Genomic DNA, 21158 nt, shown 5'->3' with positions numbered 1-21158 from the left:
GACTATTGGCTAATCTAATGCGCACCGCCGCCCAGCGACAAGGTCGGGGCGGCTTAATAGGTTAGCGTGTTGGATGATGATCAGCGGGCCTGATGTGCTCAAATCACCAGCATCGCCCGGCCACCGGGGTTGCAGGACAGGTTGGCACCGATTTCAACTTTTGCCAGGTCAATGCCAAGGCCGGCGAGCAGGTTGTTGACGATGGGGTCGAGCAGCGGGCCGAGCAGCCCGGCAATCAGCCCGCCCAGGGTCGAGAGCAAGCCGTTGAGCAGGCCTGTGACGATGCCCAGCACGACGCCCAACAGGCTGGCCATTTTCGGCGGGTGGTTGATCAGTTGGATGCCGGTGAGTGTTTCCCTCAGGCTGCTGACCACATTCGATGCGGCGAACTGATAATACGTCGGTGGCTGATTCACCGCCGGCGGGTGGGTGTAGGTGTGTGCGCGTTGGGTTCGGGCCACACTGCTGTCGACGCGGATGCCCAGCCCGCCGGCCGCGAATGCCTGTCGGTCGCCACAGACTCCCGTGCCGCGCTTGCAGGTCTCAGGGCAATGTCGAGTTTGTCGCCGATTTCAAGGCTGGTGACCAGGCAACAATTGGGGTCAAGCAGCCCCAACAGGCCGCCCAGCACGTCATTCAGCGCTTGCACCACGCCACCCAACACATTGTTGACCAGCGTGACGATGGGTAACTTCACCGAAATCAGGGTGCGCACTTGAGCGGTACGGACAAAGATGGGCTGTGTGGCGATGTTCTTCGGGTCGCCGATGCTTGAGAGCTGCGCCGGCTCGATCACTTTGGTGCTGACGGTGACGCCGATCAGCCCCAGCACATCCACCGGCAGTTCCACGGCGACCGCGCTGGCCTTGTTCGACAGCTGCACGAAGCCCTGAATCAGGTTGAACAGTTGCAGCTTCACATCCAGCGCACTTTTGTCCGTGCCGTTCTGGATGTTGATCAGGTCGCCCAAGTGCAGGATCTGCGTGCCCGGCGCGATCAGTTTGATGGCTTCCAGGTTGTTGATCACCACCTTGACCGCGTCACCGCCCAGCTTGAGTACATCGATGGCGGCCTGGATCAACTGGCCGACGGTGGCGTCGGTCTTGAGCAACTGGTCGTAGTTGCCGGCGCTGACGTTCAAGCGGATGGCCAAGGCATCCAGGTACTTGAGCAAGCTGATATTGGTGTTGATCAAGCCGTTCCAGCCCACCGCGTCGAGTTGCAACGTGCCGCCCAGCAAGCCGCCGATCAGGGCGTTGAGGGCGACGGACTTGGTGCTGTCCACGGTCAGCAAAGTGCTGCGCACGGTGAGTGATGCCACCGTCGGAGTCGGCGCGGCGGCGACCGCCGTGGCGCTCAAGAGCGTCATCATGGTGATGGGTTTAGCCGAGAACAGCATGAGCAAGCCATGGGCGAGGCTGGTGTGCACACGGTGGGTGGCAATCACCCGGATGGCATCGGTTTTGGCGGGGTCGGCGCTGAAGGTGCGCATAAAGTCCGCACCGGTGGCCAGGGTGCCGCAGGCGACAGCCAATGTGCGACTGGCGTCGACCTTGAAGGCGTTGCGCGCTGCGCTTTCAGTCGCAAACTGCGTGGCATTGTTAGTCGGCGCCGCGCACTTGCCGCTGCGGCTCACCGCTTCCAGCGCTGCCGTATCGGCCACGCGCTGCAATTTGCGCTTCTCCAGGTACAAGCGGCCGCTGTCGACCACCAGCAACATAAACAACAGCGCGATCCCAAGGGTAACTGCGCCGATCAAGCCGATGGCCCCGCGTTGGCGGGCCGGGCCGAGTCCATGGCCAAACATTCTGCGTTCCTTCGCCGGTCATGCACCGACGTCCTGAGCATACCCGCAGAGCAGTGTAGTCAGGTTTCGCGTCGGTGCTGGCTAAACGCTATTGTTTGCGTGGCGGCAGGTTTACGGGTGTAAGCACGGGCCGACCGGCGAAATACTCCACCAAGTTGTCAGCCACGCGCTGCACGGTGTCGTGGGCGGCTTCCGGCGACAGGCCGGCGACATGCGAGGTGAGCACGGTATTGCTCAGGCGCTTGAGGGCGTCGGGCACTTTGGGTTCGTCGTCGAACACGTCCAGCGCCGCACCGCCGATACGCCGTTGCTCAAGAGCTGCCACCAGATCGTCGGTCACCACCACGCTGCCGCGCCCGATGTTCACCAGGTAGCCGTTCGGCCCCAGCGCGTCCAAGGCGTGGCGATCAATCAGGTGACGGGTGCTCGCACCGCCGGGCGTGGCCAGTATCAGAAAATCCGAGGTGCGCGCCAATTCCACGGCGGTGGCGCAGTAGGTGTAGTCCACATCATCGCGGGGCTGGCGGTTGTGATAACTCACCTCCATGCCGAAGCCCAGGGCCGCACGCTTGGCGATCTCGATGCCCACCGCGCCGAGCCCCAGAATGCCCAGTTGCTTGCCGCCCAGGGAAGGGCGCATCACCTTTGGCCACTCGCTGCGCCGCACGGCCGCGTCGTTCTGGGGAATACCGCGCACCAGTGACAGCAGCAACGCCATGGCGTGGTCGGCCACCGACGGCGCATTCACCCCGGCGCCGTTGGTCACCACGATCCCACGGTTGCTCGCCGCCTGCAGGTCCACATGCTCGTAGCCGGCACCGATCACGCAGATGATCTCCAGCAGCGGCAGTGCGGCGATTTCCTCGGCATACAGCCCCAGCGGGCCACGGGTCAGCACCGCCTTGATCTGCCCACCGTGGGCCTTGATCGCCTGGGCGCGTTCCGCCGGCGTCGGCGCCAGAATCACATGAAAATCATTGCTCTCGATGATTTGCAGGTATTCGTTGATGGTTTCAACCAGGACCAGAACAGTGGTGGTCATCGGAAGGCTCTTCCTGAAGGGTTTGAGAGGATGAGTATGCGGGATTTGTAAGACGGAACGTTTTGTTCAGATAGAAAATTTTCTTCTTTCGTAAGGCCATTCTGAATTACACCCGCTTTACGAACGCCCCCGCCAGGGTCGCATTGTGATGCGCGATGATCGCTTCGGCTGACAGTAGTGGGGTGTCCATGCAGGTATGGCCATCCTCCGGCAACACCACTGAAAACCCCAACTCAGCCGCCACTCGGCAGGTGGTGTCGATGCAGAACTGCGTTTTCATCCCCACAATCACCAGTTCATCCACCTGCTTCGCCGCCAGTTGCTGCGCCAGATCGGTGCCTAGAAAGCAGCTGGGGCGGGTTTTATTGAACAGGTGGTCGCGGGCCTCGTCGACATTCAGCTCGGGCAAGAGCTGCCAGAGAGGGCTGCCGGCTTCAATCGGTGAGCCGGCAGGGCCGGTGTGGCGGGCCACGAAGATCGGCGCGTTGGCTGTGCGGGCGCGCTGGATCAGTTGGTTGATGGTACCCAGCACGCGTTCGCGTTCGAAGGGTTTGTCCGGGCCATCGTATAAACCGTTTTGCATATCGATGATCAGCAGGGCGTTTGCCATGGTCTTGCTCCTTGCAGTGGCCAGGTGGCGGGGCAATAAAAAGGCCCCGTCCATTGCTGGTGGGGCCTTGGGTTGTATCCGGGATGTTTCTAGCTCAAGCACCCACAGCAACCGCACGACCCGCCATAAGCGGTCGTGGTGGTGGTGCGAGTGAGGCACAGCTGAATAAGGTTCATGGCCCGATCATGCTGGCGTGGTCGCGCGGCTGTCAACGGTCGCTTCCGAATTCTTCACGGGCAGCAGCTTGGTTCGTGTGGCTTCCAGGAATTCGTCTGACGGGCCACTGCCGCGTGCCGCACGCGCCAGGGTGACTTCTGCCAGCCTCAGGACGATGACCTGTGGCGTGGTCGCGCGGCTGTCAACGGTCGCTTCCGAATTCTTCACGGGCAGCAGCTTGGTTCGTGTGGCTTCCAGGAATTCGTCTGACGGGCCACTGCCGCGTGCCGCACGCGCCAGGGTGACTTCTGCCAGCCTCAGGACGATGACCTGCCCGATGCCCATGGTTATATTCCAACTGACGACTTCCACTCCGGCAGGAGGAAATACTGTGTGAAACTCCTGCTTGGCCAGTTGTGCTTTCAGTGCGCTTAACGGCCGTGACTGATCATGTTTAAGAAACACCGTTAACATGACCGCGTTATCAGACTTTGGTGGTCAACCACTGAGGGGAAGAGGCCAGCGTATAGACGTCTGATCCTGGCTCCCCTTGTTTTGCGTAAGTTTCGGGTGAGCTAAATATTCCAGCAAGAAACAGTCCGGCAAAAACCGTAGTGAGTCTTTGTATTGTTAGAACGCCTAAAAGTGTTAAATAAGAATCATTTTTTGAAACGACGTTTTGCTGAAGGTGTTTAAAAGGGAAGCTTCAATTTCACCGATTCGCAAGGGTTCATCTCCCCCTCCATACGGCAGAAAGTCCAAGATTTCTGTCGTTGTGAGGCCAGCTAACCTAGGATCGTGAAGATAGTCCGAAAATCCTGAAACCGTGTGAAACCGGCGCCTGCGGCCGCCCTTGAGCGGCCGCACCGCATAACCACTCCTCAGCTAAGTCTTTGCTTATTCACGAGAATCCCGGACAATCGCGCGCTTGTTATGGCTGGGGCGCTGCCTGTCAGGTTTTTCTGACTCGTCCCGGCTGTGGAAATGCGGAGATCCGACCGGATGAATGATCAGGCCAATAGCGTCGACGAACGCTATGCAACGACACCTGCAACCCTCACAAGCTGGAGCCGCCAGGACACTACCTGGATGCTCGGGCTGTTCGGCACCGCCATCGGCGCCGGCACTTTGTTCTTGCCTATCAACGCGGGCCTCGGGGGCTTCTGGCCGCTGGTGATCCTGGCATTGCTGGCCTTCCCGATGACGTTCTTTGCCCACCGCGGCCTGACCCGTTTCGTCCTGTCCGGCCGTGAAGGCTCCGACATTACCGACGTGGTTGAAGAACATTTCGGCGTTAAGGCCGGTGCGCTGATCACCTTGCTGTACTTCTTCGCGATCTTCCCGATCCTGCTGATCTACAGCGTGGCGCTGACCAACACGGTCAGCAGCTTTATGGAACACCAACTGCACATCATGCCGCCGCCACGCGCGATCCTGGCGTTTGTGCTGATCCTCGGCCTGTTGGCCGTGGTGCGTTGTGGCGAGCAAGTGATCGTTAAGGCCATGAGCCTGATGGTGTATCCGTTTATCGTCGCCTTGCTGTTCCTGGCGGTGTACCTCATCCCGCATTGGACCGGCGGCATCCTCAGTACCGTCAATCAAGTCCCGGCCCCCTCGGCGTTGCTCAACACGCTGTGGCTGGCGATTCCGGTGATGGTGTTCTCGTTCAACCATTCGCCGATCATCTCGGCCTTCGCGGTGGACCAGAAGCGCCAGTACGGCGCCAACGCCGATGAGCGCAGCTCGCAGATCCTGTGCCGCGCGCACCTGTTGATGGTGGTGATGGTGCTGTTCTTCGTGTTCAGCTGCGTGCTGACCTTGTCGCCGGCGCAGTTGGCCGAAGCGAAAGCGCAGAACCTGTCGATCCTGTCGTACCTGGCCAACCACTTCGACAACCCGACCATCGCCTTCGCCGCGCCGTTGATTGCGTTCGTAGCGATTGCCAAGTCGTTCCTGGGCCACTACATCGGCGCCAGTGAAGGCCTCAAGGGCCTGGTGCTCAAGACCGGTCGCCGCCCGGCGGCCAAGTCTCTGGACCGCATGACCGCTGCCTTCATGCTGGTGGTGTGCTGGATCGTCGCCACGCTCAACCCAAGCATCCTCGGCATGATCGAGACCCTGGGCGGCCCAATCATCGCGTCGATCCTGTTCCTGATGCCGATGTACGCGATCCGCAAGGTGCCGGCCATGGCCAAGTACCGTGGGCAGGCGTCCAATGTGTTTGTCACCGCCGTAGGCCTGGTCGCGATTACCGCGTTGATCTATTCGCTGCTGTCCTGAAGGCAGTGCGCGATTCGCGTACTGCGCGAATCGGCTTTTTTTTGCGTACGAAAAAATCGGCCCGGCAATGCGGGCTAAGCTGTCGGCTTATTGGTTCCCTTTTGGAGACACTCATGGCCCGGCCCCGTCCGCAACTGGTCACAAGCAAGCTGGAAAAGTTGCACCCCACTCAATTGACGGTGGGCATGGCTGAAGTCGCCAGCAAACGTGAAGCCTGGACCAAGCTCAAGCGCAAGGAGCGCGCCGCTGCGCTCGACAAGCACTGGTTTCCTTGTGTGCTGGGGCCGGACGGGCGCTATTACATCACCGACCATCACCATTTCGGCCTGGCGCTGTTGCTGGAAGACGTCAAAAGCGTGTCGCTGCTGATGCTCAAGGACTTGTCGTTCGTGGAGCGCAGCACGTTTTGGAGTGTCATGGCGTTCAATCAATGGGTGCACCCCTATGATGCGCGCGGCCTGCGGCGTACCTATGAAGCCATTCCGCGCAAGATTACTGACCTGCAGGACGACCCTTACCGCAGCCTCGCGGGCCTGTTGCGCACGGCCGGTGGTTACGCCAAGGACGCGACACCGTTCAGCGAGTTCCTGTGGGCGGATTTCTTCCGTAGCCGTATTGGCAGCGATGTGGTCAGCCAGTTAAACGCCAAGCTGCTGGGTAAGGCCATGACCCTGGCGCGCAGCCAGGAAGCACGCTATTTGCCAGGATGGGTTGGTTCGATTGAAAACTGAAAGCATTCCGCCGGCTGTTGCACCGAACAATCGTACACAAGACATCCTCGCCGGTTTATCCATTGCCGGTTTGCTGCTGCCCGAAGCCGTGGCGTATTCCAGCATCGCTGCGCTGCCGCCCCAGGCGGGTGTTATCGCTTTGTTTGCCGGGCTGGTGTGTTACGGCCTGTTCGGCACCAGCCGTTTTGCAATTGTCTCGGCCACCTCGTCCTCGGCGGCGGTATTGGCGGCAGCCACTTCAAGTCTGGCGGGTGATGATCCCGCGCTGAGGCTGTCCCTGGCATTCGGGCTGGTGCTGATCACCGGGGTACTCTTCTTGCTGGCCGGGCTGTTCAAGCTCGGCGGCGTGACGTCGTTTATCGCTAAACCCGTACTGCGCGGGTTTGCCTTCGGCCTGGCGCTGACCATCATCCTCAAGCAGCTGGCCAGCGTGGTCGGTGTGCACCTGAGCGACAACAACCTGATCCGTCTTCTGCCGCAGCTGATGGAGCAGCTACCGCGTTGGAACTGGGCGGCGGCGCTGGTCGCGGCGGCGGCATTGGTGGTGTTGTGGCTGTGCGCGCGTATTCCGCGCCTGCCGGGCGGGCTGCTGGTGGTGATCCTGGGAATCATCGCCGGGCAGTACCTGGACCTGCAGGCCCACGGTGTGGGCTTGATCGGCATGATCGACCTGCGTTTGGAGTTGGGGCATTTGCCGGTTCTGCCATTCGCCGACTGGCTGCGCCTGGGCGAGTTGGCGTTTGCCTTGGTCATGATCTTGTATGCGGAGTCCTACGGCTCCATCAGTTCGTTCGCGCTTAAACATGGCGACCGGGTGTCATCCAATCGTGACTTGCTGGCGCTGGGTGCGGCGAACCTGATATCCGGGTTGTTTCACGGCATGCCGGCCGGCGCGGGCTATTCGGCAACCTCGGCCAATGAGGCGGCCGGCGCGGGCTCGCGTTTTGCCGGCATCGTTGCGGCGTTGGTGGTGTTGGTGATCGTGCTGACGGTGTTGCCGTATGTCGCGTTGACGCCGGAGCCGGTGCTTGCGGCTATCGTCATCTACGCGTTGGGCCGTGGTTTGAGCCTGCAGCCCCTGGGGCGCTACTTTGTGTGGCGGCGCGACCGGTTGCTGGTGATCTGTGCGGTGGCGGCGGTGTTGGTGCTGGGCGTGCTGGATGGCTTGCTGGTGTCGGTCGCGATCAGCGTGGTGCTGATGCTACGCCAGATGTCGGCGGCCGAAATCCAGGTGCTTGGGCGCCTGGGCGACAGTCATGATTTTGTTGATTGTCAGCATCATGCCGATGCAGTGGCGGTGCCCGGCCTGTTGATCGTGCGGCCCAGCGAGGCGCTGTTCTTTGCGAATGCCGAGCGCATCCTGGGTGCGGCGTTGCGCCTGATGCGTCAGTCAAAGGTCGAGACGGTGGTGCTGAGCCTGGAGGAGTCGCCCGACCTGGACGGCACCAGTATCGAAGCGCTGGCGGCGTTTTTTGCGCAGGTGCGCGGGGAGGGCAAGCGCTTGGTGCTGGCGCGCGTACGGCATGAGGCGCTGGAAGTGCTGCAAGCCTTGCCGGAAGCGGTTGCGCCACAGGTCCTGCTCAGTGGGTTGAGCGCCGGTTTGGGGTGGAGGCTGTATTCCAGGCATAAAAAAACGCCGCGTACCTTGCGATACGCGGCGTCTTTTACATCAACACACCCTTAGGCTTGAAGCACCGGGATGTTTGCGCTTGCTGCGATTTTACGGAACTCGGCGATCTGGTCGAAGTTCAGGTAGCGATAAACTTCGCCGGACATGGTGTCCAGCTTGGCCGCGTAGCCCATGTACTCTTCGACGGTCGGCAGGCGACCCAGGGTGGAGGAGACTGCCGCCAGCTCAGCCGAAGCCAAGTAAACGTTAGCGCCATCACCCAGACGGTTCGGGAAGTTACGGGTCGAGGTCGACACAACGGTCGAGTTCGGCTCTACCCGTGCCTGGTTACCCATGCACAGCGAGCAGCCCGGCATTTCCATGCGCGCGCCAGCTTTGCCGTAAATGCCGTAGTAGCCTTCTTCGGTCAGTTGGTGAGCGTCCATCTTGGTCGGCGGCGACAGCCACAGACGGGTTGGCAGCTGACCCTTGACCTGTTCCAGCAACTTACCGGCCGCGCGGAAGTGACCGATGTTGGTCATGCACGAACCGATGAACACTTCGTCGATCTTCTCGCCGGCAACACTGGACAACAGACGGGCATCGTCCGGGTCGTTTGGTGCGCAGAGGATTGGCTCGTTGATTTCAGCCAGGTCGATCTCGATGATTTCAGCGTATTCCGCGTCGGCATCGGCTTCCAGCAAGTCAGGGTTGGCAACCCAGGCTTCCATCGCTTGGGCACGACGTTCCAGGGTCCGTGCATCGCCGTAGCCTTCGCCGATCATCCAGCGCAGCAGGGTGATGTTGGAGTTCAGGTACTCGGTAACCGAATCTTTCGACAGCTTGATGGTGCAACCGGCAGCCGAACGTTCAGCCGAGGCGTCGGACAGCTCGAAAGCTTGTTCCAGCGTCAAGTCGTTCAGGCCTTCGATCTCCAGGATGCGGCCGGAGAAGGCGTTCTTCTTGCCTTTCTTCTCTACAGTCAGCAGGCCAGCCTGGATCGCGTAGTAAGGAATGGCGTGAACCAGGTCACGCAGGGTGATGCCAGGTTGCATTTTGCCTTTGAAGCGCACCAGGATCGATTCCGGCATGTCCAGTGGCATAACGCCAGTGGCCGCGGCAAATGCGACCAGGCCAGAACCGGCCGGGAACGAGATGCCCATCGGGAAACGGGTGTGGGAGTCACCACCGGTACCGACGGTGTCCGGCAGCAGCATGCGGTTCAGCCAGCTGTGGATGATGCCGTCGCCTGGACGCAGCGATACACCGCCACGGGTCATGATGAAGTCAGGCAGGGTGTGGTGGGTGGTCACGTCGATCGGCTTAGGGTAAGCCGCGGTGTGGCAGAACGACTGCATCACCAGATCGGTCGAGAAGCCCAGGCACGCCAGGTCTTTCAGTTCGTCACGGGTCATAGGACCGGTGGTGTCCTGGGAGCCCACGGTGGTCATCTTCGGCTCGCAGTAGGTGCCAGGACGAACGCCTTTGCCTTCTGCCAGACCGCATGCGCGACCCACCATTTTCTGCGCCAGGGTAAAGCCCTTGTCGCTCTCAGCCGGAGCTTCCGGCAGTTTGAATAGGGTCGAAGGCGGCAGGCCGAGTTCAGTACGTGCCTTCTCGGTCAGGCCACGGCCGATGATCAGCGGGATACGGCCGCCGGCACGGACTTCGTCCAACAGTACCGGGGTCTTCATTTCGAAGGTGGTCAGGACTTCATCGGTGCCGTGTTTGCAGACTTTGCCAGCATGCGGGTACAGGTCGATCACGTCGCCCATGTTCATGTTGGTAACGTCGAACTCGATTGGCAGTGCGCCGGCATCTTCCATGGTGTTGTAGAAGATTGGAGCGATCTTGCTGCCGAAGCAGAAACCGCCAGCACGCTTGTTCGGCACGTAAGGAACGTCGTCGCCGAAGAACCACAGTACCGAGTTGGTTGCCGATTTACGCGAGGAGCCAGTACCGACCACGTCACCGACGTAGGCGATTGGGAAACCTTGGCCGCGCATCTCTTCGATCTGCTTCATCGGGCCGGTCTTGCCTTGCTCGTCCGGCACGATGCCTTCGCGCGCCATTTTCAGCATGGCCAGGGCGTGCAGCGGGATGTCAGGGCGGGACCAGGCGTCCGGGGCAGGGGACAGGTCGTCGGTGTTGGTTTCGCCGGTGACCTTGAACACGCGCAGGCTGATCTTGTCGGCCAGGGTCGGGCGGTTCTTGAACCACTCGCCGTCAGCCCAGGACTGCAGCACGGCTTTAGCGTGTTCGTTGCCGTTCTTGGCTTTTTCGGCCACGTCGTGGAACGCATCGAACATCAGCAGGGTGTGCTTGAGTTGGGCAGCAGCGACAGGCGCCAGCGTGGCGTCGTCCAGCAGCTCGACCAACGTCACGATGTTGTAGCCGCCTTGCATGGTGCCAAGCAGTTCAACAGCGCGTTTTTTGTCGATCAGGGGGGAAGTGGCTTCGCCCTTGGCCAGGGCAGACAGGAAACCGGCCTTGACGTAGGCAGCTTCGTCAACGCCTGGTGGAATGCGGTTGGTGATCAGGTCAACGAGGAATTCTTCTTCGCCAGCCGGGGGATTTTTCAGCAGCTCGACCAGGCCTGCGGTTTGTTCGGCGTTAAGCGGCTGGGGAACGATACCCAGTGCTGCACGCTCTTCGATATGTTTGCGGTAGGCTTCAAGCACAGTTATTACCCTCATCAGTGGTCCCACGGGACGCTCATCCAGAAATGAACGGCACGCATGCGCTCGGGGGCTTTTTGGGCCGCAAAGCCAGCGCTGCCGGCATTCCTCACAGAAGCTGCTTTCAAAGTTTTACGCCTGCAGAACGGAGCTGATGAGGGTTGGCGCTGGCATTTACCTACCGGGTAATAACCATCGCCAACACCGTTCTGAAGGAACGACTGTGCTCGTGACGCTTTGAAAACAGCTTCCAGCGGATTATTGGCGCCTTACAAGGCCGGATGATTCTACGGCAAAAAAAATCTAAAGGTAAGTTGCCTAACCAAGTTTGCTGGGTGATCAACCTTAGACAAAGGGCTAACATGACGCATCGTTTCGCTGAGTTGTGTGCCGCTGCCCATGTCCAACCAAACCATCAAGACCCCCTGCGTCGGCCTGTGCTCCACGGTCTACGGCGATCTGGTATGCCGAGGCTGCAAGCGCTTCCACCACGAAGTGATCCAGTGGAACGGCTATAACGAAGAGGAAAAACGTGCGGTATGGCTGCGGCTTGAGCAGCTGTTGGTGCAGGTGATGGCCGGCAAACTGGAGGTTTTCGACCCCAAGATGCTGCGCGGGCAGTTGGAGCAGCGCAAGATTCGCTTTGTGCCGCACCAGTCCGAATACTGCTGGGCCTACCAGTTGATCGCCCGCGGTGCGCGGGTGATTTCCAACCTGGAGGCCTATGGCATGGTGCTGATGCCGGAGTTTCGCGATTGGGCGTTGCCGGAACTGCGCGATGCGATTGATCGGGAGTTTTTTATCCTGTCGGAGGCGCATTACCAGCGCTATATCGCCCCGGGCTTTTTGAAAGACGCGCTGGGCCACTGACGTCAATGTGGGAGCTGGCTTGCCTGCTATGGCGGGCTGTCAGTCGATACTGCTTTGACCGATGTATCAGTCATCGCAGCATAGGTATTTACGCAACTCTTTAAGTTGAGCTTAGCCTGTGAGGGGTTAGGTGGATTGAGTACATATCCGTTGCTGCGGTAACGGCGGCTAGGTTCCGCCCTTACGGCGGGTCACTTTTGGAAAAGAGCCCCAAAAGTAACCAAAAGGGCTCTTGCCCCACCACTCGGTGCCTCGCCTAGGCTCGGCATGCCCTCACTCCGGCTTGAATCCGTGGGCCGCCGCCATGGGCCATCCTTGGCCCATCGCGGCTAACCCGGCGTCCTGCCGGGTTACCCACGGATTCAAGCCTGCGTTCGGCCAGCGTGGTTAACGGGGCGCCTCAGATCAAGATCAAGATCAAGATCAAAAGCAAGAGCACGGCGGCCTAGTAGCCGACCTGAGTGGTTGAAGCAAAAGCAGGGCAAAAGCACAGCAAGCTCTGCTTTTCTGTGGGAGCTGGCTTGCCTGCGATGCAGGCACCTCGGTGTATCAGGCATAACCAGTTGATGCCATCGCAGGCAAGCCAGCTCCCACATTAGATTGAGTTCAGTTTCAAAATCAGGTCGGCTGTCAGGCCGCCTCGGTTTGCTTTTGATTAACCACTCAGGTCGGCTACTAGGCCGCCGTGCTCTTGCTTTTGATCTTGATCTGCTTTTGATCTTGATCTTAGGCGCCCCGTTAAACCACGCTGGCCGAACGCAGGCTTTGGAGCGGGGTAAACCGGCAGGACGCCGGTTTAGCCGCGATGGGCCAAGGATGGCCCATGGCGGCGGCCCACGGTCCAAAGCCGGAGTGAGGGCACACCGAGCCTAGGCGAGGTGCCGAGTGGTGGGGCAAGAGCCCTTTTGGTTACTTTTGGCTTTTCAAAAGTGACCGCTGTAAGAGCGGAACCCATATCAGCCTACCAACCATATCTACCTAAAAAACCCCGCCAAAAACTTAGGGCAACACAAAAAATCGCGTAGATACCAATGGCTATCGCAGGCAAGCCAGCTCCCACAATGATCTTCACTGTATGAAGGGTTTGGGTCAGGCCTTGGTCGCCAGCTCTTGCAGGTGATCCATCAGTTCCTGCGGCTTGAGCACCAGCACATCGCTGTCCACCGCATCCAGCACCACTTCCGCCGTATTCCCAATCAACGCCCCGGAAATCCCGGTGCGCGCCACGGTGCCGATGATGGTCACCGCCGCCTGCCATTTATGCGCCGCGTGGGGGATCAAGACGTCTGCTGGGCCTTCTTCGATGTGCAGGTGCGCGTCATCCACGTCAAATTCGACCTGGAACGCCTTGCACTGCTCGCGATAGCGCGCCTCGATGGTTTCTTTGAGCTGGAAGGTCGGGTCTGCCGCCGACAGCATGGGCGACGGATGGGCGCTGATCACGTGCAATTGCGCCTTGGCCAGGCTCGCTATTTGGAACCCGTGGTCAATGATGGTGTTGTGCAGTGCCTGGTGTTCACTGTCGTTGTTGCCCACGTCAATCGCCGCCAGCACAACCTTGCCAGCCCACGGCGTGGAGGTTTTCACCAGCAGCACGGGCGTCGGGCAGTAGCGCAACAGTTTCCAGTCCGCCGGCGTCAGCAGCGCCTTTTTCAGCGGGCTGTCGGCAAAGTGCTGCTTGATCACCAGGCCGCAGCCCTCGGCTTGCTGCACCTCAATGATGGTTTCATGCAGGCTGTCGTTCCACGCTTGCTCGGTGCTCACGTTGTAGCCGTCTTCCTGCAAGCCGGACTTGAGCAGGCTCAGCAATGCCGAATGCTCGTGTTTCTTGTCGCAGACCAGCAAATGCAGGTGCGCGCCGGTGACGCCGGCGATCAGCTTGGCGCGCTTGAGGGCCAGGCTTTCCGAGTGCTCGGGGTCGATGACCACCAGGATGCTGCGAATGGCTTGCATGGACGGATCTCCAGAGACGGGAAAAAGGGGCCTTGGACAACTATAGTTGCTGCTCGCCAGGCGTCATGTTGATGCACATCAAAGCCGGCGGCTGGTGGTCTGCGACGGGGTCGGTATAATCGGCGCCCTTTTGTGATCCTTTTGCCCGTGAGCCCGATGAACCTGCCCGAAATCCACGAATTCCTCGGCTGCCGCACCCCTGACGCCTGGGTCCAGGCTGCGTTGGCCGATCAGGAAGCCCTGCTGATCGACCACAAGAACTGCGAATTCAAAGCCGCCAGCACCGCACTGAGCCTGATCGCCAAGTACCACGCCCATGTTGACCTGATCAGCATGATGTCGCGCCTGGCCCGCGAAGAGCTGGTGCACCACGAGCAAGTCATGCGCTTGATCAAAAAGCGCAAAGTCGAGCTGCGCCAACTGCACGCCGGCCGTTATGCCTCAGGTTTGCGCAAAGTGGTGCGCAGCCACGAGCCGGTCAAACTGGTGGATACGCTGGTGGTCGGCGCCTTTATCGAAGCGCGCAGTTGCGAGCGTTTCGAAGCACTGGTGCCGCATTTGGACGAAGAACTCGGCAAGTTCTACTTCGGTTTGCTCAAAAGCGAGGCCCGGCACTTTCAGGGTTACTTGAAACTGGCCTACCAGTACGGCGACGCCAAAGACGTCGCCCAGGTGATCGAGCGGGTGAGGGCGGCCGAGCAGGAACTGATCGAATCACCCGACATCGAGTTCCGCTTTCACAGTGGCGTGCCAGCCTGAAGCGACGGCCACGCCGAGCAGTGCGGTGATCCCGGCCAGCAGCAGGATCACCGTTTGTGTACCCAGTGGCGCTGCCAGCACGGCAATCGCCAGGCCTGCCAATGGCTGGGCCAGGTTGTTGAATAGCGTGATAACGCCCACGGTCTTGCCAAAGTCCTGCACCGGAATCACCCGTTGACGCGTGCTGCGCATGTACACATTGAACATCTTGTCGAAGCCGGTGATCAGCAGGAAGCCCAGGGTATATGTCCAGAGGTTGGGGCTGATCGCCATGATCAGTGCGCCTGCCGCAATCATTGCATAGGAGAGCCCTCCCAGCATTTTCAAGGGAACGGTTGCGCGCGCCAAGTAAAACAGAATGACGATAGTCACCACCGCGCCGGCAGCCTGCAGCAGGGCGTAGGCATCCTTGCCGGCAGCGTAGAGGCCAGTGACCATGGCGGCGGACGTTGCCAGCGTCACGCCGATGATCAAATTAACGCCCACGGCCAGGGTAATGACCCGCTTCAACTCCGTCAGGTTGCGGATATGCCCAAAGGCGATGCGCAGCGGTTGCAGCCAGATATCCTGGTGCTGCTCAAAACTTTCCAGGCTGACCGTGGTGTTGCGCTGCCACACCAGCATCGCCAAGTCCGCCACCACAAACAGCCCGGCAATCCCAATGACCACCCAATGCCAGGCCCAGACCTGCAGCATCAACGCCGCCACCAACGGCCCCAGTACCAGGCCGCTCTGGTCGGCGATTTGTGAGTAGGACAAGGTTTTGGCATAGGTGTAATGCTTGAAGATATGCGGCATGACCACTTCGCGCGCCATGATGCCTTGGGTCGTCAACACCCCACACAGCGCCGATAGGATTACCAGCCAATAGATACCGTCGAACACGCCGTACAACGCTACTGCCGCCACGCACGCCAGCGCCCGGTAAACCTGGCTGATATGCAGGATGCGCACCGGCGAGAACTTGTCGCACAATGCGCCGCACACTGGGAAGGCCAGGTAACGCGGCAGCGACTCGACAAAGAACGCCAGCCCCGCCCAGGAAACGCTGTTGGTGGTCTGGAACACGATCAGCGGCACGATAAACAGCAGGATCTGGTCCGCCAGCCGCGACAGGAACAGTGAAACAAAGAACGCCAGATAATCCTTGCGCATACAACTCCCTGTGAATGGCGTTAAAGATTGCAGGCAATTTGTTAAAAACTCTTAAAAGTATGAAGCTTCGTCAGGCAAAACCGGTCAACCGCTTCTGCCGGACAGCTTGCCACCTATAATGGCCGCACTTCAATCCGCGCGCGCACACTGAGAACTTATGGAAAACCTGGGTCTGGGCAAGGTCCTGCTCGTTGAGGACGATGAAAAGCTGGCGGGGCTGATCGCACATTTTCTGTCGCAACACGGTTTCGAGGTGCGGGTGGTGCACCGGGGTGATAAGGCCTTGGCCGCGTTCCTCGATTTCAAGCCGAAGATCGTCGTACTCGACCTGATGCTGCCGGGCCAGAGCGGTCTGCACGTCTGCCGCGAGATTCGGAACGTGTCCGACACACCGATCGTGATCCTGACGGCCAAGGAAGACGACCTTGACCACATCCTCGGCCTTGAGTCGGGTGCCGACGACTATGTGATCAAACCCATCAAACCACCGGTGCTGCTCGCCCGTTTGCGCGCGTTGCAACGTCGCCAGGTGCCCGAGCCGACGGTGCGCGGCGCTCTGGAGTTCGGTCAGCTGGCGATTGACCGCAGTTGTCGGCTGGTCAGCCTGGGCGGCGACAAGATTGACCTCACCACCATGGAATTCGAGCTGCTGTGGCTGCTGGCCAGCAGCGCCGGCAAGATCCTCTCGCGTGACGACATCCTCAACCGCATGCGCGGCATTGCTTTTGATGGCCTGAACCGCAGCGTCGATGTGTACATCAGCAAATTGCGCAGCAAGCTTAATGACAACCCGCGTGAGCCGGTGTGCATCAAGACCATTTGGGGCAAGGGTTACCTGTTCAACCCGTTTGCGTGGGAGGTCTAGATGCTGCGGCTGTTTCTGCGCCTGTATGTGATCCTGGCGCTCGGTTTGGCGGGGGCGATCTGGCTGGTCAACTACACCTTCGACGAGTTATTGCCCGAAGCCAACGAAGTCTATAACCGTGAAGCTTTGCGCGGGCCGGCTTACGGCGTGGTGGAACAATTGCGCCCGGTGCAGGGGGCGGCCCGCGACGCTCGCCTGGCTGAGCTTCAGCCCCATTACGGGCTGCACCTGAAGTTGGTGCCGCGCGATACCTTGGCGCTGAACGAACGCGAGCAAAAACTGCTGGCTGACGGCCAACTGGTCGTGCGTGGGGACTTTATGGAGTTCTTGACCACGATTGACGACGGCCCGCAATTACTCCAAATCAAACTGCCGGAGGAACCCAAGTGGCTCTACCTGTGGGCCTATGGGTTTCTGGGCGTGAGCCTGGCCATCGTGCTGTATTTTTGGGTACGCCCGCACTGGCGTGACTTGGAGCATATCCGCCTGGCCGCGCAACGCTTTGGTGATAACGATTTGGCGTCGCGCATCCTGCTGCCGCGCCGCTCCACCGTGCGTGAGCTGGCTGGGCACTTTAATCAGATGGCCGAACGCATCGAAAGCCTGATCGCCAACCAGCGCGAACTGACCAACGCGGTCTCCCACGAACTGCGCACGCCGATAGCGCGCTTGTCATTTGAACTCGACCAGCTCAAGCAACAGTCCGACCCGCGCCAGAGCCGTGCGCTGATCGCTGACATGTATGCCGACCTGGGTGAGCTGGAAGAAATGGTCTCCGAGCTGCTCACCTACGCCAGCCTGGAGCGCGGCGCCACTCAGGTTACTCGGGAAAACATTGAGGCCCACAGCTGGCTCGACAGTGTGATCGGCAGTGTGGCCTTGGAAGCCGAGGCGGCGGGGGTGCAGTTGTCGTTGCGTACCTGTGAGGTCGACTTTATCCAGATTGAACCGCGCTTTATGGCCCGTGCGGTCATCAACTTGCTGCGCAATGCCATTCGCTATGCCGAGCGGCGGGTGGAGGTGTCGTTGGTCAAGTTTGGCAGTGGCTACGAAGTGCGGGTTAACGACGATGGCCCGGGTGTGCCGCTGGAGGGCCGGGCGAAGATCTTCGAGCCCTTCTTGCGGCTGGACACCAGCCGTGACCGGCGCACCGGTGGGTTTGGTTTGGGGTTGGCGTTGGTGAAGCGGGTTAGCCAGTGGCATGGTGGGCAGGTGGAAGTGCTGGATTCGGAGTGGGGCGGGGCGTCGTTTCGGATGACTTGGGCTTATGCTGAGTAGGGCTGGCAGCTATGACCATTTTTGTTTCGGTCGATGGAGTACATGGTTGCGCCGCGATGGCATCAACTGGTTATGCCTGATACACCGAAGTGTCTGCATCACAGGCACGCCAGCCCTCACTCCCAAGTCAGAAGGTGTACTCAAGCACCCCCATCACCGATGTCTGCAACCGCCGCTCCACAATCGGGCTCTTGCCCGCTTCATCCGCCAAATACTGCACATCCAGCAAGGTCGAGAATTGGGTGTGCTCGCTGATCGGCATGCTCCACACCAGGTTCATGCCGTTGCTGATATTGCCTGCGCCGGCCTTGTACTCCTTGAAGCGGCTTCGTGCGGCTTGGCCGGTGGTCACGCCGTACCAGGTCATCAGGTATTCGCGGTCACCGAAGTGGCTGCTGAGGCTGGCGTCCACGGAACCGTAGCGGCCTTCATACAAATTGGTGCCCAAGCTCAACTCAAGGTGGGTGTAGGCCTTGCCGGTGTCCTTGTGGTCATCTTCCTTGAGCGCGTGTTCCAACGTCGCGCCGACGATCACGCCGCCCAGGTTGTAGGCGGCGCTGACGCCCAGTTGCGGGCGCGACTTGATCTCGCCCATACCCTTGAGGCGCTTGGAACCGGCATGCAAACTTTCGTTTTTATCCTTGCGCGCGCTGCTGGCGCCGACGTAGGCGCTGAAGCTCAGGGCATTGCCTTCGTAGCCCCAGCCCAGCCCCTTGCCGGTGTCGAGGAAAATCCCCCAGGGGCTGACGATTTTGCCGCCCAGCAATGGCGCGGTCATGCGTTCGTCGCTGCCGCTGTAGCGCGGCGCGTTGGCCACGCCGGCCTTGAGGCTGTATTGCCAGTCTTCGGCAATCGCGGTGTCGGCAGCGGCGAGCAGGCATAGCGAGGTGAACGACAGGCAGAGGTTTTTTGAGCGCATCAGGGGTTCGTCCATGTTAGAAATCCAGGCGGTTGTGGGGCGAGTGGGTACGTTTGAAGGAATAGCCCGAAGCGCTCAGGCCATTGACCTGGCGGCTTACGGTGTCGCCCAGGCCGTAGCCGTTGCCGGCCAGGACTGCGTGGGCGTTGTCGACGGGGAGCAGGATGTAGTCGGTCAGCGGCTCGTCGTGCAAGTGGCCGCGAATCACCAGGAAGCCTTCTTCGAGGCGCACGCTGATGCCGCTCAAAGGCGCGTCGGGCTCGTGGGTGTTGAGTACTTGATACGTGCCGATGGTGTCGGCCCAGGCCAGGGGCAGCGGCGGCGGGTCAATACGCTCGCCAATAGCAATGCGCTGGCCGTGGCTGCGGGCGGTGAGCATCTGGCGGCCCTGCACCGTGACCACATCGAGTTGCACGCGGCCCAGGTCGCCGAGGTCCTTGAACCACAAGCCCAGGACCTTTTTCTGCGCCCGCAGCCAGCCGGAATCGTCGCGCAATAACTCGAAGTCGAACCCGGCCAACTCGCCGGCCAGCCGGTTGTTCTCATCCTTGATGCGGAACACGCCCCAGGCCGTGGCATAAAACCCGGCCAGGCGCTTGCGGTCGACGGCCGCCGGCACGTGGCGCAACTTGAGCCCATGGCTGGGCACCTGGCAGTCGTCGGCGCACACCGCTTCGCCGGTTTGCGCCTGCAGCAACAGGCGCAGCGCGTCGGTGGCGAGGCGGGCGACCAGTTCTTCGGCGTTACTGTCATTGGCCATGATGATCACGGCCAGTTGCTGGTCCGGCAGCAGGCTCAACTGCGCGGCAAAATCGTCGCCACCGCCGCTGTGCTGATAAGTGCGCACACCGGAGCCCACCGGCTCATCGCCGCACGGCGCGAGGAACCAGCCCAGGCCCATCTGGCAGTCGAAATCCAGTGCGTTGCCGGTATTTTGTTGGGTGAACATCGCCTCAATCGACGCGTTGCCCAACACCCGGTTGCCTTTGTAGAGGCCTTGGGCGAACAGCATCTGCACGTAGTGGCTCAGGTCTTTCGGGCTGGCCCACAAACCAGCGGCGGCGAGGTCACGCACCTGGGCGTCGGTGCTCGCCACGCCGTCCTCGTAGCCCAAGGCGCGGAAGCTCAGCTGTGTACCGGTGCCGACAAAACTCGACTGGCTCATCTCCAGCGGCTTGAGCAGGCTGGTTTGCATCTGCGCTTCAAAGCTTTTGTTGCTGACCCGCTCAATGGCCGCGCCCACCAGCGAATAACCGAGGTTGGAATACGCCACTTGCGAACCGGGTTGGCTGCTCAGCCAGACGCCGGACACGCGCATCGGCATCTGGCCCATGGCGAAGGTGCTGCGCAGGTCACGCAGGTGTTCACTGGGCAGGCCGGACTGATGGCTGAGCAAGCGGCGCAGGGTGATATCACGGTCGGCGGCGTCTTGGTCGCTGTGAAAGCGCGAGCGCACGTAGAACTCGCGCAAGGTCTGCTGGATCGGCGCATCCAGCGCCAGACGCTGCTGCTCAACCAACTGCAACGCCGCCGTGGCGGTGAGCAGTTTGGAAATGCCGCCGGCACGGAACGCCGTGTTCGGCGTCACCGGCACACCCTGGGCCTTGTCGGCCATGCCGAAACCGCGCGCCCAGATCAGCTCCTGGCCATTGACCAGCGCAATCGACAGCCCGGGCACATTTTCCCGCGCCATCTCCTGTGGAATACGCGCTTGCAGGTAACGAATGATCGCACCGTAATCACCCTTGGGAATCGGCGGCGGGGCAGGCGGTTGCCCATGGCAACCGAGACTGCCCAGCAGGCAACCCAACAGCGGAATACCGCGCAATGTGCGAAACATGAAGAGCACCCGGATGGTGATTTGGATGCTCGAATGCTAGGGCGCAGCTGACCAACAATCTTTGAGAGCTTTGTCGAGAAACTGTCAAAGACTGTTAACGCGCCAGCCCTAAGCGTTCATGCCAGTGGGCGATGGACGCTTCGGGGTATTCATCGAACTGCAAGTCACCTTTGCACACGCTGACCTCGACCCACGGCGCCTTGGAACCGAGCATCAGGTGCGTGTGTTCCGGCGGCACCGGCAAGGGTGTGTCGATGGCTGAGGCAAACGGGTGAATCAGCTCAGGCCACTGCGGGCTGAACAGCCACAAGGCGCTGCCGCACTGCGAGCAGAAATGCCGTTCGGCGGTGCTCGCATGCGCGCGGCTGGCGCCCTCGGGCTTGAGGCTGGCGTGGTAGATCGAGATCTGCCTGCGACCTTGTACCTTCAGGGTTTGCGTATCACCGGCAAGGTTGATCGCATAACCGCCGCCGCCTTGGGTCTTGCGGCAGATCGAGCAGTAGCAACGTTGGTAGGGATAGGGATGCTGGCTGTTTAGGCTGAATGTTACGGCGCCGCAATGGCAGGATCCTTCGAGTTGCATGAGCTGACTTCTCAAGGCAGGTT

Annotated in this window: 17 protein-coding genes and 1 pseudogene; 7 read left to right on the top strand and 11 right to left on the bottom strand. The window is 60.5% G+C overall.

Going from position 1 to position 21158, the window contains the following annotated elements; genetic code table 11:
* Positions 1-98: 98 nt before the first annotated feature.
* The 5 genes and pseudogenes from GJU48_RS25475 to GJU48_RS24995 form a co-directional block, all read right to left on the bottom strand.
* On the bottom strand, positions 99-461 hold the full coding sequence (locus tag GJU48_RS25475; protein WP_306109964.1) for a hypothetical protein: 363 nt from the start codon (positions 459-461) through the stop codon (positions 99-101).
* Positions 413-1807: a pilus assembly protein TadG-related protein gene (locus tag GJU48_RS13045; protein ID WP_306109963.1), complete on the bottom strand. Its 1395-nt coding sequence runs from the start codon at positions 1805-1807 to the stop codon at positions 413-415. Before GJU48_RS13045 ends, GJU48_RS25475 begins: the two co-directional genes overlap by 49 nt.
* An 88-nt stretch (positions 1808-1895) precedes the next feature.
* Positions 1896-2849: a 2-hydroxyacid dehydrogenase gene (locus tag GJU48_RS13040; RefSeq protein WP_094952743.1), complete on the bottom strand. Its 954-nt coding sequence runs from the start codon at positions 2847-2849 to the stop codon at positions 1896-1898.
* A 106-nt stretch (positions 2850-2955) separates the two neighbouring features.
* Complete coding sequence (locus GJU48_RS13035; RefSeq protein ID WP_155296009.1) at positions 2956-3459, bottom strand: cysteine hydrolase family protein; 504 nt, start codon at positions 3457-3459, stop codon at positions 2956-2958.
* A gap of 450 nt (positions 3460-3909) precedes the next feature.
* A pseudogene (locus tag GJU48_RS24995) lies at positions 3910-4104 on the bottom strand (hypothetical protein); the annotation flags it as partial.
* Positions 4105-4617: 513 nt separating this feature from the next.
* Between GJU48_RS24995 and GJU48_RS13025 the strand changes: the two are divergent.
* From GJU48_RS13025 to GJU48_RS13015, 3 genes are all read left to right on the top strand, one after another.
* Positions 4618-5895 carry a serine/threonine transporter gene (locus tag GJU48_RS13025; RefSeq protein ID WP_094953659.1) on the top strand — a complete coding sequence of 426 codons (1278 nt, stop codon included), beginning with the start codon at positions 4618-4620 and terminating at the stop codon, positions 5893-5895.
* 113 nt (positions 5896-6008) lie between these two features.
* The gene (locus GJU48_RS13020; protein ID WP_094953658.1) at positions 6009-6626 is read left to right on the top strand and encodes a ParB-like protein; all 618 of its coding nucleotides are present in this window, start codon (positions 6009-6011) and stop codon (positions 6624-6626) included.
* Entirely contained in the window at positions 6616-8310 is a 1695-nt protein-coding gene (locus tag GJU48_RS13015; protein ID WP_256671143.1) for a SulP family inorganic anion transporter, read from the top strand. The genes GJU48_RS13020 and GJU48_RS13015 overlap by 11 nt, the downstream gene beginning before the upstream one ends.
* Here GJU48_RS13015 and acnB read toward each other — a convergent pair.
* Positions 8307-10916, bottom strand: a complete 2610-nt coding sequence (acnB, locus tag GJU48_RS13010; RefSeq protein WP_094953657.1) for a bifunctional aconitate hydratase 2/2-methylisocitrate dehydratase — start codon at positions 10914-10916, stop codon at positions 8307-8309. The two genes, GJU48_RS13015 and acnB, sit on opposite strands and share 4 nt — an antisense overlap.
* Before the next feature lie 396 nt (positions 10917-11312).
* Between acnB and GJU48_RS13005 the strand changes: the two genes are divergently transcribed.
* Positions 11313-11783, top strand: a complete 471-nt coding sequence (locus GJU48_RS13005) for a DUF1289 domain-containing protein (RefSeq protein ID WP_155296008.1) — start codon at positions 11313-11315, stop codon at positions 11781-11783.
* A 1089-nt stretch (positions 11784-12872) separates the two neighbouring features.
* Here GJU48_RS13005 and GJU48_RS13000 read toward each other — a convergent pair.
* Entirely contained in the window at positions 12873-13736 is an 864-nt protein-coding gene (locus GJU48_RS13000; RefSeq protein ID WP_094953184.1) for a universal stress protein, read from the bottom strand.
* Positions 13737-13892: 156 nt separating this feature from the next.
* On the opposite strand from GJU48_RS13000, the gene miaE reads away from it, so the two are divergent.
* Positions 13893-14495 carry a tRNA-(ms[2]io[6]A)-hydroxylase gene (gene miaE, locus GJU48_RS12995; RefSeq protein WP_094953183.1) on the top strand — a complete coding sequence of 201 codons (603 nt, stop codon included), beginning with the start codon at positions 13893-13895 and terminating at the stop codon, positions 14493-14495.
* Here the strand turns inward: miaE and GJU48_RS12990 are convergent.
* Positions 14451-15650, bottom strand: a complete 1200-nt coding sequence (locus GJU48_RS12990; protein ID WP_094953182.1) for an MFS transporter — start codon at positions 15648-15650, stop codon at positions 14451-14453. The two genes, miaE and GJU48_RS12990, sit on opposite strands and share 45 nt — an antisense overlap.
* Before the next feature lie 157 nt (positions 15651-15807).
* On the opposite strand from GJU48_RS12990, the gene GJU48_RS12985 reads away from it, so the two are divergent.
* Entirely contained in the window at positions 15808-16515 is a 708-nt protein-coding gene (locus tag GJU48_RS12985) for a winged helix-turn-helix domain-containing protein (protein ID WP_094953181.1), read from the top strand.
* Positions 16516-17793: an ATP-binding protein gene (locus GJU48_RS12980; RefSeq protein ID WP_094953179.1), complete on the top strand. Its 1278-nt coding sequence runs from the start codon at positions 16516-16518 to the stop codon at positions 17791-17793.
* A 127-nt stretch (positions 17794-17920) separates the two neighbouring features.
* On the opposite strand, the gene GJU48_RS12975 is transcribed toward GJU48_RS12980, so the two are convergent.
* From GJU48_RS12975 to GJU48_RS12965, 3 genes are all read right to left on the bottom strand, one after another.
* Entirely contained in the window at positions 17921-18712 is a 792-nt protein-coding gene (locus GJU48_RS12975; protein WP_094953187.1) for a MipA/OmpV family protein, read from the bottom strand.
* Between the two features lie 16 nt (positions 18713-18728).
* Positions 18729-20552 (bottom strand): serine hydrolase domain-containing protein, encoded by a 1824-nt coding sequence (locus GJU48_RS12970; RefSeq protein WP_094953177.1) that lies wholly within the window; start codon positions 20550-20552, stop codon positions 18729-18731.
* 94 nt (positions 20553-20646) lie between these two features.
* Complete coding sequence (locus tag GJU48_RS12965) at positions 20647-21135, bottom strand: GFA family protein (protein ID WP_094953175.1); 489 nt, start codon at positions 21133-21135, stop codon at positions 20647-20649.
* Between the last annotated feature and the right edge of the window lie 23 nt (positions 21136-21158).

The sequence above is a fragment of the Pseudomonas sp. IB20 genome (assembly GCF_009707325.1).
In the GTDB taxonomy this organism is placed as follows: domain Bacteria; phylum Pseudomonadota; class Gammaproteobacteria; order Pseudomonadales; family Pseudomonadaceae; genus Aquipseudomonas.
The sequence above is the reverse complement of the archived record's forward strand: the minus strand, read 5'-3'. Positions and strand labels throughout refer to the sequence as shown.